The sequence below is a fragment of the Pontibacter toksunensis genome, from assembly GCF_042686245.1.
Classification (GTDB): domain Bacteria; phylum Bacteroidota; class Bacteroidia; order Cytophagales; family Hymenobacteraceae; genus Pontibacter; species Pontibacter toksunensis.
Map to the genome: position 1 here is coordinate 115,128 of NZ_JBHUOX010000010.1, position 12,699 is coordinate 127,826.

General features: G+C 48.8%; 9 protein-coding genes. 7 read left to right on the forward strand and 2 right to left on the reverse strand.

The features are described 5' to 3' along the window. Positions 1–3 precede the first annotated feature (3 nt). The 6 genes from ACFS7Z_RS14450 to ACFS7Z_RS14475 all read left to right on the forward strand — a co-directional run bounded on the left by ACFS7Z_RS14450 (position 4) and on the right by ACFS7Z_RS14475 (position 6,362). Entirely contained in the window at positions 4–1,242 is a 1,239-nt protein-coding gene (locus ACFS7Z_RS14450) for an ABC transporter permease (protein WP_377485780.1), read from the forward strand. After that, a complete protein-coding gene (locus ACFS7Z_RS14455; protein ID WP_377485782.1) occupies positions 1,239–2,420 on the forward strand; it encodes an ABC transporter permease in 1,182 nt (393 codons plus the stop codon). The genes ACFS7Z_RS14450 and ACFS7Z_RS14455 overlap by 4 nt, the downstream gene beginning before the upstream one ends. A gap of 67 nt (positions 2,421–2,487) precedes the next feature. Further along, positions 2,488–3,867 carry a sigma-54-dependent transcriptional regulator gene (locus tag ACFS7Z_RS14460; protein WP_377485784.1) on the forward strand — a complete coding sequence of 460 codons (1,380 nt, stop codon included), beginning with the start codon at positions 2,488–2,490 and terminating at the stop codon, positions 3,865–3,867. Beyond that, the gene (locus ACFS7Z_RS14465) at positions 3,851–5,146 is read left to right on the forward strand and encodes a sensor histidine kinase (RefSeq protein WP_377485786.1); all 1,296 of its coding nucleotides are present in this window, start codon (positions 3,851–3,853) and stop codon (positions 5,144–5,146) included. Before ACFS7Z_RS14460 ends, ACFS7Z_RS14465 begins: the two co-directional genes overlap by 17 nt. A gap of 293 nt (positions 5,147–5,439) precedes the next feature. Continuing rightward, the gene (locus tag ACFS7Z_RS14470; protein ID WP_377485788.1) at positions 5,440–5,661 is read left to right on the forward strand and encodes a hypothetical protein; all 222 of its coding nucleotides are present in this window, start codon (positions 5,440–5,442) and stop codon (positions 5,659–5,661) included. A gap of 311 nt (positions 5,662–5,972) precedes the next feature. Then, on the forward strand, positions 5,973–6,362 hold the full coding sequence (locus ACFS7Z_RS14475; RefSeq protein ID WP_377485790.1) for a transmembrane 220 family protein: 390 nt from the start codon (positions 5,973–5,975) through the stop codon (positions 6,360–6,362). A 59-nt stretch (positions 6,363–6,421) separates the two neighbouring features. Here the strand turns inward: ACFS7Z_RS14475 and ACFS7Z_RS14480 are convergent, their stop codons facing one another. Then, on the reverse strand, positions 6,422–6,631 hold the full coding sequence (locus ACFS7Z_RS14480; protein WP_377485792.1) for a heavy-metal-associated domain-containing protein: 210 nt from the start codon (positions 6,629–6,631) through the stop codon (positions 6,422–6,424). A 31-nt stretch (positions 6,632–6,662) separates the two neighbouring features. Beyond that, complete coding sequence (locus ACFS7Z_RS14485; protein ID WP_377485794.1) at positions 6,663–8,897, reverse strand: heavy metal translocating P-type ATPase; 2,235 nt, start codon at positions 8,895–8,897, stop codon at positions 6,663–6,665. Between the two features lie 449 nt (positions 8,898–9,346). Between ACFS7Z_RS14485 and ACFS7Z_RS14490 the strand changes: the two genes are divergently transcribed. Next, positions 9,347–12,691 carry a PAS domain S-box protein gene (locus ACFS7Z_RS14490; RefSeq protein ID WP_377485796.1) on the forward strand — a complete coding sequence of 1,115 codons (3,345 nt, stop codon included), beginning with the start codon at positions 9,347–9,349 and terminating at the stop codon, positions 12,689–12,691. Positions 12,692–12,699 lie beyond the last annotated feature (8 nt).

Here is a 12,699-nt window from a genome sequence, read left to right on the forward strand (position 1 = left end):
GCCATGTTGAAGAACTATCTTAAAATAGCCTGGAAGGTACTCTTGCGGCGCAAATTTTTTACCTTCATCAGCCTCTTCGGCATCAGCTTTACCCTGATGGTGCTGATGGTGGCGACATCGCTCTTCGACCATGCCTTCGGCCCGCAGATGCCGGAGCGGGAATCAGATAAATTGCTTTTTGTGAACATGATGCGCTCGCAGTTAGAAAATGGTATGCAAGGCGGACCGCCTAGCTACTACTTCCTCAACCGCTACGTGCGCCCGCTGGAAACACCCGAGCAAGTGTCCATCAATTCGGTATACGTGACCGTGAACAGCTACGTGGACAACAGGAAGCTCACCCTCGACATCAAGTTTACAGATGCCGAGTTCTGGGAGATCCTCGACTTCAACTTTGTGGAAGGCAAGCCTTTCGGAAAGCAGGAGGTGGATTATGCCAGCCGTGTGGCCGTCATCAACCAAAACACCCGTGAACAGTATTTCGGCACAGGCGAAGCCATAGGCAAAGAAATAGAGGTAGACCAGGTAAAATACCGTGTGGTAGGCGTGGTGGAAGATGTGCCCGTGTTGCGCCTTCACTCTTACGCCGACATTTGGGTGCCCATTACGCTCCGCAGCAAGGATTTTAAGAACAACGGGATGCACGGCGAATATTTTGCCACTATCAAAGCGCGCAAGGCCTCCGATATACCCGCTATAAAAGAGGAGTACGCCCGCATGATGCAGCAAGTGCCGATTCAGAACCCAAAAGAGGTAAAATCCCTTCACTCCTACTCTGACACTATCCTGGAAAGCTTCGCGCGCACGCTGCTTGGCAACGGGAAGGATGACAAAGTGGGGCTACTATACACTATTCTGGCAGGCATCACACTGCTGTTCATGCTGCTGCCCACCATCAACCTTATAAACATCAATATTAGCCGCATAATGGAGCGTTCCTCTGAGATTGGTGTACGGAAAGCCTTCGGCGCCTCCTCTTCCACCATCATTGGTCAGTTTATAGTTGAGAACATCTTCTTAACACTGTTTGGCGGGCTGTTGGGTTTTGGTCTGTCGGCAATAGTGCTGGAGATGATTAATGATAGTGGTATCCTTGCCTACGCTGACCTGAGCCTCAACCTGCGGGTGTTTGGCTGGGGAATATTGCTTTGCCTGGTGTTCGGATTAATTTCCGGAGTGTACCCAGCCTTTAGAATGTCACGTCTACAACCTGTTGAAGCTTTGAAAGGAGGATCCAAATGATACGCCATCTGTTTAAACTGATCTGGAACCGGAAGAAAAACAACTTCCTGCTGATTACCGAAATTTTCTTTTCTTTCCTGGTGCTGTTCGGAGTACTAAGCTTTATTATCTATAACTACAGCAACTATAGCAAGCCCTTAGGCTATGATTACGAGGATGTATGGCTGCTCTCGCTCCGCCCGAATTCAGATTCCACGGCCCAAAACGCGCTGATTCAGGAGCAACTGCTCCAGCGGGTTCAGAGCTTTCAGGAGGTAGAACATGCCTCCCTCTCTAACAGTAACGTCCCCTTTGCCTTCAGCCAGATGCGGATGGGCCTTTCTTACGGTAATGCCAAAGATGTTCAGACTGCTGTATTCGATGCTCAGGATGATTTCAAGGGTGTATTGAAGCTGCAGATGCAAAAAGGAAGATGGTTTGGCCCGCAGGATGACGCCTCAACACATGACCCCATCGTAATTAACAGTATGCTGAAACAGAAATTGTTTGGGGAAGAGGATCCTATTGGTAAGTTAATCCCCCACGGCGACTCTTCACACTATATTGTGGTGGGGGTAATGGATTACTACCGGGCGTACAGTGAGTTCGAGGCAGAAGAAGGCGCCTTTATTTCCCGCATCAATCTTCGGGAAAATAAAGACCAGCTATGGAATAGCCTCCTGATTCGGGTGAAACCGGGTACGGGAGTGGGCTTCGAGGAGAAGATGGTGAAGCAACTGTCGGGTATTGCGAAAGACTGGACCATAGAAGTAGCAACACTTGAGAAGATGCGCCAAAGCAAAGAGAAACTTACCCTGGTTCCGATGATCGCGTTTGGGTTAATCTGCGGTTTTTTAATCTTAAATGTGGCCCTAGGCCTGTTTGGGGTGCTGTGGTATAATATCAACAAGAGGTACTCTGAAATTGGCTTACGGCGTGCCATGGGTGCTACGGCAGGGCAGATCTATAAACAATTCCTGGGAGAAGTGCTCGTTATCACTACATTCGGCCTTATACTGGGCTGTTTCTTTGCCGGGCAGTTCCCGCTGCTGGGTGTGTTTGACCTTTCCCCGGAGGTCTATGTGACGGCCATACTCGCAGCCATAGCCTTTATCTATCTCCTGGTAATTAGCTGCGCCCTCTACCCCAGCAGGCAGGCAGCAGCTATACATCCGGCCACTGCATTGCACGAAGAGTAAGCGCTCTATATACTAAAAATGAATTATCTTTATATCTCCTAATTACCAGCTTAAACCAAACCATCAGATGATTCTTATTATAGATGATGATGTTGCCGTACGTGCTTCGCTGAGCCTGCTTATGAAGCAGAATGGCTATAAAACGCAACAAGCAGCCTCCCCGAAAGAGGCGCTTGAGCTCGCGCAGCAGTACAAACTTAAGCTGGTGATCATGGACATGAACTTCTCCATAGAAACCACCGGGCATGATGGGCTGCAGCTGCTCGAACAGTTTAAAAAGCTGATGCCAGAGGTACCCGTTATCCTCATCACAGGCTGGGGCTCTATTAACCTCGCTGTGGAAGGCATGCGGGCAGGTGCCGCAGATTTCGTTACCAAACCCTGGAGCAATGACTACCTGCTGCAGTCGGTGCGCACAGCACTCAGCCTGTCGGAGGAGGTGACTGATGCAGGCGATGCCCTGACACGCAAAAAACTAGACCATCAGTATGATTTAGGCTTTATTGTGGGCCAGGACCCCGAGTTGCTGAAGATACTGAAGAAGGTGGGGCAGATTGCCCCTACCGATGCCTCTGTGCTGATAGAAGGCGAGAGTGGCACCGGAAAAGAACTGATTGCAGGGGCGGTGCACCGCAACAGTCTCCGCAAGAACCAACCCTTCTTAAAGGTAAACCTGGGTGGCATTTCCTCCTCCCTTTTTGAAAGTGAGATGTTCGGCCATAGACGCGGCGCTTTCACCGATGCCAAAGCAGACCGTGTTGGTCGTTTCGAGATGGCCAACAAAGGTACTATTTTTCTGGATGAGATCGGGGAGCTGGACCTGAGCAGCCAGGTAAAGCTGCTGCGTGTGCTGCAGGACCGCACTTATGAAGTTCTGGGTGACAGCAAGTCCCGGAAGCTTGACATCCGGGTAGTGTGCGCCACCAACCGAAACCTGGAGCAACTGGTGGAAGAAGGGAAATTCAGGGAAGACCTGTTCTACCGCATTAACCTGATAAAAGTTCGGCTGCCCTCGCTGCGGGAACGCTCCGATGACATCCCGCTACTAGTACAGTACTTTGTGGGTAACCTGAAAAAAGTATACCACAGGCCAGAGCTGCAGGTAAGCCCGCGGGCGCTGCAATGGCTGAAAGAGCTGTCGCTGCCAGGCAATATCCGGGAACTGAAGAACCTGGTGGAGCGCACGGTGCTGGTGGCTGAAAATAATATGCTGGAAGCAGAGGACTTCCAGGCGCAGGCGCAAAAGGGCCCTGGCAAACCCGGCGATAAAACGCTGCCTGCTGTAGGCACCATGACGCTGGACCAGATGGAGGCTTCTATGATCAAGAAGTCGATGGACTTTTACAACAACAACATCAGCAAGGTAGCCCGGGCACTTGGCCTTAGCCGTGCCGCCCTCTACCGCCGCCTCGACAAATTCAACATTCCCTATGACCCTGCGGACTAAGTTTCTGCTGTTCGCCATTTTTATCCACACCTTACTGGCGGTGATGGCCTGGTACCTGCTGCAGGAAAACAAGTTCCTTTTCCTGGGGATGGAGCTGGTTATCATTTTCTCGGTACTGGTGACGGGGCAGTTGTACCAGGCGTTTTTCAAGCCACTTAAGCTAATAAGAGCAGGTATAGAATCTATCCGCGACAAAGACTTCTCTACCAAGTTCATGGCGGTGGGCCAGCAGGACCTGGACGAACTAGTGAACGTGTACAACCGCATGATGGACCAGCTGCGCAAGGAACGGGTGGGGCAGGCAGAAAAGCACTTTCTTTTAGAGAAGCTGATTCAGGCCTCCCCTGCCGGAATCATACTTTTAGGCTTTGATAACCAGGTGGAGGGAGTAAACCCTGCGGCAGAGCGATTTTTGCAGCACAAAGGGCATGAATTAATGGGGAAACATGTAAGCCAGTTGCCGCAGGACTGGGCGAAGGAACTGGTGCCACTTTCTTCCGGCGAATCTACCACTTTTCGCCTGCATGGCACCTGGACTTACCGCTGCCATCGCGCCCACTTCCTCGACCGCGGCTTTCAGCACTACTTTATATTGATAGAGGAGTTGACAGAGGCCATCCTGCAAAACGAGCGCCAGGCGTATGAGAAAGTTATCCGGGTGATGTCGCATGAAGTGAACAACACAACCGGGGCCGTTAACTCCATACTAGGCTCATTGCAATACTATGCTCCCCAGTTAGAGGAAGAGCACCAGCCTGATTTTGAGCATGTGCTGCAAGTGGCTATTGACCGGAACGCCAACTTAAGTCGATTTATGGCTAATTTTGCGGAGGTAGTGCGCTTGCCGAAACCGCAGAAAGCGCCCAAAGATATTCATGTTTTGCTGCAGGAGTTGCAGCGCCTCCTACAACCCCAACTCGAGAAACGCCATATCAGCTGCACCTGGCACCTCGCCTCTGAGCCCCTGGTCGTTTCGATTGATGAACAGCAAATGGAGCAGGTGATACTGAACATTTTAAAAAATGCCATGGAAGCCATTGGGGAGGAAGGGGAAATCAGCATCCGGACACAGCTTGACCCGCCTCAGCTTACCATCACAGACAACGGCGAGGGGATATCCGAGGAAGTACAGCAGCGTCTTTTTACTCCATTCTATACCACTAAAAACAACGGCCAGGGGATTGGCCTGACTATGGTGCGTGACATCCTTGTGAACCACGGCTTTACCTTCTCCTTAAGTTCAGAGAGAGGACTAACCAGCTTTACTATCAGGTTATAGCGAACACCTGCAGGCAGGCTTCCTTCCCATATCACAGGCAAAACAAATTTGTGAAATTTCATCATTTTTCAGCATTTAAGGGCACTACATCACATAAACATATATTCAATAACATCTCTGCATATTTGCTAAATAAGGCAACATTGTGAATTTAAATTGTCAAAAACATAAACTTCAAGTGCTTTATATGAAAATTAAGAAGAATGTAACCTTTTTGTAAAATTTTTCGTTGCGCAGCGATACAACTTATGTTTTTATTCAATATATTAGACCTATAGTTAGCAACAAAGGTCATGGAATACAACATTATTATCGCCCCTACATTAGAGATTTTAGCAACAGAAGTAGCAGGTTTCATTCCGCAAGGCTGGAAACTGAAAGGAGCTATTCTGGAGCACATGGACGGATACGCGCAACAAATTGTGCGTCACCCAAAAGACAGCATCCGCTTGCTGCACCAGCAATTGCAAAACCAGCAGGCTGCCAAGCAGCGGCGAACCCGATGGATTGAATAATTACCCTATAAATACTTTTAGCCAAAGTATGCACCACCTCCCTTGTCAGCTTTTAAAGAGGCAGACATTGGAGGTGGTTTTTTTTATTGCCTGGGTATACTTAGCATTCCGGCGAACAGCGGGGTAACCTTGATACTTTCTGATACAGGTGTGCCTGTGCAAGGTAAGTCTCTTACAGTACTCTAGCCGGTTATTTTATTGAGGGAAGGGAACAGTCAATAAGTTGACAATTTCATAATATAATTGTAGATTCATTTCTAAAGCAAGCTTAGCACAATGCTTCAACCGGCTAAAAAACAGGAAACGCTTCTATGTTACTAAAGAAAGTTTTGGGTGCCTTCTTCGGGTTCATTTTCATTGCCTTTGCAGTGGTACAGTATAATGATCCTGACCCGGCCTTATGGATTGCCATTTATGTTGTTGCTGCAGCTCTTAGTGTTGCAGCAGGATTCGGAAAAGTAAGCAATGTATTACTGGGTGTTGCCTTTGTTGTTTATGCAGCCGGTGTCATATACTGGTGGCCTGAGCAGTTTGAGGGAGTAGGCGATAGCATGCGGGATTCAACTACCGGTCTCCTCCTGAGGAATGTGGAAGAAGGGCGCGAGTCACTGGGGTTAGGCATCTGCAGCGTCGCTATGCTGAGTTTTCTCATGGCCAACAGGTTAAGCAGCAACAAAAAAATAGCTGATACAAGGCTATAACAAAACAGGGGGCTAGCCAATCGATTGGCCAGCTCCCTGTAGCACAAAGCAATGTTCTTTTAAATTTGCTCGGCTTTAAAGCCTGCTTTTTCCACTGTACTTTTTATCTGCTGAGCATCTAAGGAGTCAGTTTTTACTTCCAGCACCTTGTCCGGGTTATTCGTGTCTACTTTCCACTCCTCTACTCCTTCCAACTTATTCAGGTGCGGCGTTACAGCCTTAACACAGTTGCCACAGTTTATGGTTGTTTTAAATTTGTACGTTTCCATATTTAACATAATTTATCAACTAAAAATTTATTTATAATTTTTTGCTTCTTAAGCGAAGACTGTTGCCCACCACCGAAACAGAGCTCAGGGCCATGGCAGCACCTGCCACCATCGGGCTCAGCAGGAAACCCGTGAAAGGGTACAACAGGCCCGCAGCCACCGGAATACAAATTATGTTGTAGAAGAACGCCCAGAACAGGTTCTGGTGGATCGTCTGCACAGTAGCTCTGGAGAGTTTAACGGCACCGGCAACATGCCTCAGGTCTGAGCGCATCAGCGTTATATTAGCCACTTCCATGGCTATATCTGTGCCCTGCCCCATTGCAATACTAACATCAGCGGTAGCCAGCGCCTGCGCATCGTTTATACCGTCTCCTACCATGGCAACTACCTTGCCTTCGCTTTGCAGCTGCTTCACAAAGGCTGCCTTGTCATTTGGCAGAAGCTCTGCCTGGTAATGTGCCACCCCCACCTGCTTTGCCACTGCTGCTGCAGTTTGCTTGTTATCACCTGTGAGCATGTATACGTCCAGCCCGGCATCCTGCATGGCCTTTATACCTTCTGCCGAAGCTGGTTTAACAGGGTCGCTTACTGCAAACACTGCTAAGGCCTTCGTGGCGTCGGCAAAGAAGATAACTGTTTTAGCCATTTCCTGCAGCTGCCTTGCGGCCTGCAGCAGGTGGTCCGGAGTTGGGATGTGCTGCTGCCTGAGCAGCTTCTCGTTTCCCGAGAAATAGCGCACGCCGTCAAAATCAGCTTCCACACCCAAGCCTGTCAGGCTGTTGAAGTAGGTGGGTTGCAGCGCCTGCTGGCCTTTCTCCTTATAGAAGGTATAGATAGCCTGCGCAATAGGGTGCTCTGACTGCGCCTCCATAGAGAAAAAAAGTTTTTCCAGGTGCTCCTGCTCTACTGTTTCATCAGCCCATACTGCATCCGTTACCGAAGGTTTGCCTAATGTGATAGTGCCGGTTTTATCCAGGATAACGGCATCGGCTTTGTGTGCCCCCTCCAGGCTCTCAGCGTCTTTTATCAGGATACCGTTCTCAGCGCCTCTCCCCACACCCACCATGATGGCTGTCGGCGTGGCCAGCCCCAGCGCACAAGGGCAGGCGATGACAAGTACTGATATCATTGAAAGCAAGGCCTCGGAAAGATATGCTTCACCGCCAAACACAATCCATACTACAAAGGTAAGCAAGGCAATAGCCAGCACTATAGGCACAAAGATACCAGCAATCTTATCTACCAGCTTCTGCACGGGGGCTTTGCTGCCCTGTGCCTCCTGCACCAGCCTGATGATGTGCGCCAGCATGGTTTCGCCTCCCGTTTTCCGCGCTACCAGTTGCAGGCTGCCCTTTTGGTTAATGGTGCCGGCATATAGCAAGTCTCCGGGTTGCTTCTGCACCGGCAGCGGCTCCCCACTGAGCATACTTTCATCTACATAGGTAGTGCCGGATACTACCTCACCGTCCACTGGCACGCGATCTCCGGGCAGCAGCAGTACTTTATCCCCTACCTGCACTTCTTCAATTTTTATCTCCAGTTCGCTCTGGTCCCGCAACACCCGCACCGTCTTTGGTTGCAGCCCCATCAGCTTTTTGATGGCAGACGAACTCCTGTCTTTCGCATTTTCCTCCAGGTACTTCCCTAAGAGTATAAAGGCAATGATAACAGCAACTGCTTCATAATAAACATGCGGCAACAGGCCCCGGCTCAGGAAGAACTCCGGGTATACTGTATTAAAAAGGCTGAAGAGGAAGGCAATGCCGGTGCTGAGCGCCACCAGCGTATCCATGTTCGCCCTGAAGTACTTTGCCTGGGCCCATGCCCCCACAAAAAAGCGCTGGCCAGCCCACAGGAGTATGGGTGCCGTTAAAACAAGCATCGCCCAGTTTCCCCAGGCAAAGGTGCCATGAAAGAACATGCCCAGAATAAACACCGGAAGCGCCAGCACAACCGCTATAAGCGTCTTACGCTTCAGATTATTCAGCGCAGCAGCCTGCCGCTCCTCCAGTTCCTCCTGCGTTTTCTTTTCAATCAGTATATCAAAGCCAATCTCCTGCACCGTTTCGCGCAGTTGCACCGGTGTAACAGTTTGCGGCTCGTAGGCTACCTGCAGTGTTTTGCCGGCAAAATTAACGTTCGCCTCCTGCACCCCTTCCCGTGCCCGCAGCATACTCTCGATGCTACTGGCACACGAGGCACAGCTCATTCCCTCTACCGGAAATGTGCTTTTGGTTACTTTACCTTTTGTTAGTGTTGCCATCTTCATCACTTTAGTTTCTATTACAAAGATACGGCAGCTACTCCCCTGCGCTGTTACACAATTTTAACTACGTGTTACAGATTTTCAGAATCCAATAACTGAGAAGCCACGCTCCCAGCCAGGAGGCTTCCTATGCCTTGACTTGTAGATTTTTGAGAATTCACCAATATCCCGAATTGTAATAAATTGAATCCATTCCAGTCAGCATATTTGTACGAGCGGAAGTCTGACTATGAAATAGGCTCAAGGGAATTCTCTAAGGAATTTAACACAAATACCTTTAAGATATTAGCATAATTAAATAATTTTATATTAGTAAAGTACTAAATTTTACCTTGCATTTCTTCATTTAAAAAACATAGGACATAGTTTTTGCCATTCTCATTACTATATAGTACTTTTCACTTTCCAGAGCTTTATAGCTGCTTTGTTTTCAGGTAACTTTGTTTATGCACCCTAAAGATTTTAGCCCAAATAATACAAGTACTTATGAACGAACAATCCGTTTTATAGGATTTGCTTTTGCCGGTTTGGCATTTGTGCTTGTAGCAGTTTGTACTATTTCCTTTATTGCTGCCAGGCAGGTAAAGCAGAATTACAGTTTAGTGGTTCTTAGTGCACTGAATAAGCTGGAACTGGTAAATGAACTGCACAACAACGAAAGTGAAGTCCAAAGCTTGCTGGTTACGTACATCAGTTCTGAGGATGCCCGGTTGAAAAGCCAGATCAGAGGGGATATACAAAAAGCCCACTTTAAGAACACTGCTGTTATCCGCCAGTTAAAAGGGCTCCTGCAGGACAAGGAAAGGCAGGTTCTCCTTCAGAACATTCTCAAAGAACGCAGGACCTACTATATCTTAACCGACAGCCTCCTGGCCCTGAGTGACGATGACCAGGAGAAAGCAAGAGCCTTCGCACAGGCTCACCTAAGGCCAGTGCACCAACGCCATCAACAATACCTGCACAACCTCAGCAAAAGAATTCAATCTACGGCAGATTCACGCGCCAATGATGCCATAGCAACTGTTAATTCCACAGTTGACAGGTATAGCCTGCTGCTGCTTGCGGCCCTCGTTTCAACTGTAGCTGCGGCTTACGTCATATTTCTTGTTTTCAAGAAGCTGAAACAGGAAAATGAGTTCCTGAATACAGAAATAAGGGAGCGGACGAAGCTGGAGCACGACCTGAATGAGCAAAAGCGGGAGTATAAAATGCTCTTCAACCGCAACCCGATACCCCTGTGGATCTATGACCGGGAAACTTACAGGATTTTAGAAACCAATCAGGCTGCTGTCCAGGAGTATGGTTACTCGGAAGAGGAATTCCTGCAGATGACCGTGCTTGACCTTCGCCCTGCAGAGGAAATAGAGGGATTTATCTCCAATCTCAACAAAGCAAAAGAAACTACGGAGGCCACTTCTACTACCTCTATTCATAAACGCAAGGATGGGTCCTTGCTTAAAGTTGAAGTAAGATCCCATTCACTGCCTTCTAAAGATGGATTGCTCCCAAGGTTTGTCGTGGCCTTCAATGTGCAGGAGCGGGAGCAGGCACTTGAGAAGTTAAAACAAAGTGAGGAGCAACTGCGTGAAGTTAGTTCCAGTGTGCCGGGTGCCGTTTTCCAGTATCAGATGGAGCAGGATGGCAGTTTCTGCTTTCCATACATTAGCGAAGGCATCCTTAACTTATGTAGCGTTACGCCTGAGGAAGTATACCAGGATGCTTTGCTGCTTTACAAGAACCTGCACCCCAGCGACCTTCCCGGGGTACAGCGCACGACAGCATTGTCTTATAAAAACCTGACACCCTGGGAGTATGAATTAAGGGTATGGCAGCCAGAGAACAAAAAGTATATTTGGGTGCGGGGCCACAGCCTTCCTTCTGATCGCGGTAATGGTACTGTAGTCTGGAATGGCACCTTCATAGACATAACAAAGCAGAAAGAGACACAGGAACAGCTAAAGCGAAATGAGGCAAACCTGCGGGCCCTCCTCGATAGCTCATCGCAGGCTGTTTTCCTGCTGGACGAGAATCTGAAAGTGCTCTCCTTCAATAAAGAAGCGGCCGCAGACGTAAGAAAGTATCTATTAAAGAAGCTGGAACCGGGGCAAAGCATGCTCGAGTACATTTCCAGCGCCAAGGTAAGCAGTACCATTGCCAACCACGCGCGGGCCATGCAGGGCGAGAAAGTTGTGTTTGAAGCTGGGCAGGGTGCGTTCTGGCATGAAATAACGTATCAGCCGGTAACCTCTGAAGAAAATAATATTCTGGCAGTTGCCCTTACCATCCGTGACATTTCGGAGAACAAGCTATCCCTGGAAACGATAAAACGAAACGAGCTGCAGCTGGCGCGTGCCCAGCAGCTGGCCAAACTTGGCAGCTGGGAGTACCATGTAAAGCAGAGCATGCTGACATGGTCTGACGGCACCTTTGCAGTGTACAGTAAGCACAAAGAAAACTTTGCCCCTTCCCTACACAACATGCTCGCCCTCATTCACCCGGATGACAGGGAAAAGGTAAAGGCCAATTACCAGAGAGCCATCGCCACGAAAAGCATGCTCAATTTTGAGCACCGCATTATTTTACCCGATGGCAAAGTGGCCAATGTGATGGAGGTGGCAGAAGTAACCTGCAATGAAGATGGGGACGTGATCAAGTTGTCTGGCACCGTGCAGGACATTACGGAACGGAAGATGGCGGAGCAGGAGGTTACAGAAGCGAAAAACCTGCTTCAGACGACCATCGAGAACATACCTGAGATTATTTTCACACTTGATCCTGACCTTAGCATAATTTACATAAGCCCGCAGTGTAAGCAGATTACGGGCTATCCGGAAGAGGCTTTTTTAGGGAAGCCGGAAACATGGCTCAAAGTGATTTTCCCTGATGACAAGAAGCCTTTGATGCAGCAAGTGCTGCCACAGGTATTAGCGGGAAAGCAGCAGGAATATGAAATGCGCCTGGTAGACAGCGAGGGCAGGCTGCGCTGGCTCTTACTTCGGATGTCGCCGGGCCTTGATTACCAGGGCAAGGTAATGCGGGTATATGGCTCCGTTTCGGATATGACGGCGTACAAAGAGGCTGAGGCAAAACAGCAGGAGCTTTCAGAGCAGCTGATGCAGCAAAACCAGAACCTGCAGCAGTTTGCATACATTGTGTCCCATAACCTCAGGGGCCCCATTGCCAACATGCTCGGCCTTACCTCTATCTACGACAGGAACAGGATTGACGCCCCGATTAACCAGAAGGTGATCGATAACATGGTGAAATCAGCGCAGCTGCTTGATACTACCATCCGGGACCTGAACGATATCCTGACTATCCGCAGCCAGATCGGCAGCATGAAAGAGAGTATTGCATTCGATTGCCTGCTCCAGAATGTGCGCGAAATTTTGGATGCTGAAATAACGGCCTGCGGGGCGAGCATCACCTCCGATTTTAAGGCTGCTCCGAAGATAAATGCTATCAGAAGCTACGCGCTCAGCATTTTGATGAACCTGGTTTCGAACGCTATCAAATATAGGAAATTGGACAGAAAACTTTTGATAAGCATTAACACATTCAGGGTAAACAACTATATTTGCCTCCGTGTACAGGACAATGGCTCGGGTATAGATCTGGAAAAACAGCAGGATAAAATTTTTGGGCTCTACAAACGCTTTCACCATGGTGTTGAGGGTAAAGGACTTGGGCTGCATCTGGTAAAGACACAGGTAGAATTGTTGGGAGGAAAGGTAGAGGTTCAAAGCAAACTCCATGAAGGTTCCACCTTCGATGTCTACTTTAAAAGTTAGAAATTTTA

Excerpts from the sequence above, each read along its gene's own strand:
- ACFS7Z_RS14470 (WP_377485788.1), top strand. The coding sequence starts at position 5,440 with ATGGAATACAACATTATTATCGCCCCTACATTAGAGATTTTAGCAACA.
- ACFS7Z_RS14455 (WP_377485782.1), top strand. The coding sequence starts at position 1,239 with ATGATACGCCATCTGTTTAAACTGATCTGGAACCGGAAGAAAAACAAC.
- ACFS7Z_RS14480 (WP_377485792.1), bottom strand. The coding sequence starts at position 6,631 with ATGGAAACGTACAAATTTAAAACAACCATAAACTGTGGCAACTGTGTT.
- ACFS7Z_RS14465 (WP_377485786.1), top strand. The coding sequence starts at position 3,851 with ATGACCCTGCGGACTAAGTTTCTGCTGTTCGCCATTTTTATCCACACC.
- ACFS7Z_RS14460 (WP_377485784.1), top strand. The coding sequence starts at position 2,488 with ATGATTCTTATTATAGATGATGATGTTGCCGTACGTGCTTCGCTGAGC.
- ACFS7Z_RS14475 (WP_377485790.1), top strand. The coding sequence starts at position 5,973 with ATGTTACTAAAGAAAGTTTTGGGTGCCTTCTTCGGGTTCATTTTCATT.
- ACFS7Z_RS14450 (WP_377485780.1), top strand. The coding sequence starts at position 4 with ATGTTGAAGAACTATCTTAAAATAGCCTGGAAGGTACTCTTGCGGCGC.
- ACFS7Z_RS14485 (WP_377485794.1), bottom strand. The coding sequence starts at position 8,897 with ATGGCAACACTAACAAAAGGTAAAGTAACCAAAAGCACATTTCCGGTA.
- ACFS7Z_RS14490 (WP_377485796.1), top strand. The coding sequence starts at position 9,347 with ATGCACCCTAAAGATTTTAGCCCAAATAATACAAGTACTTATGAACGA.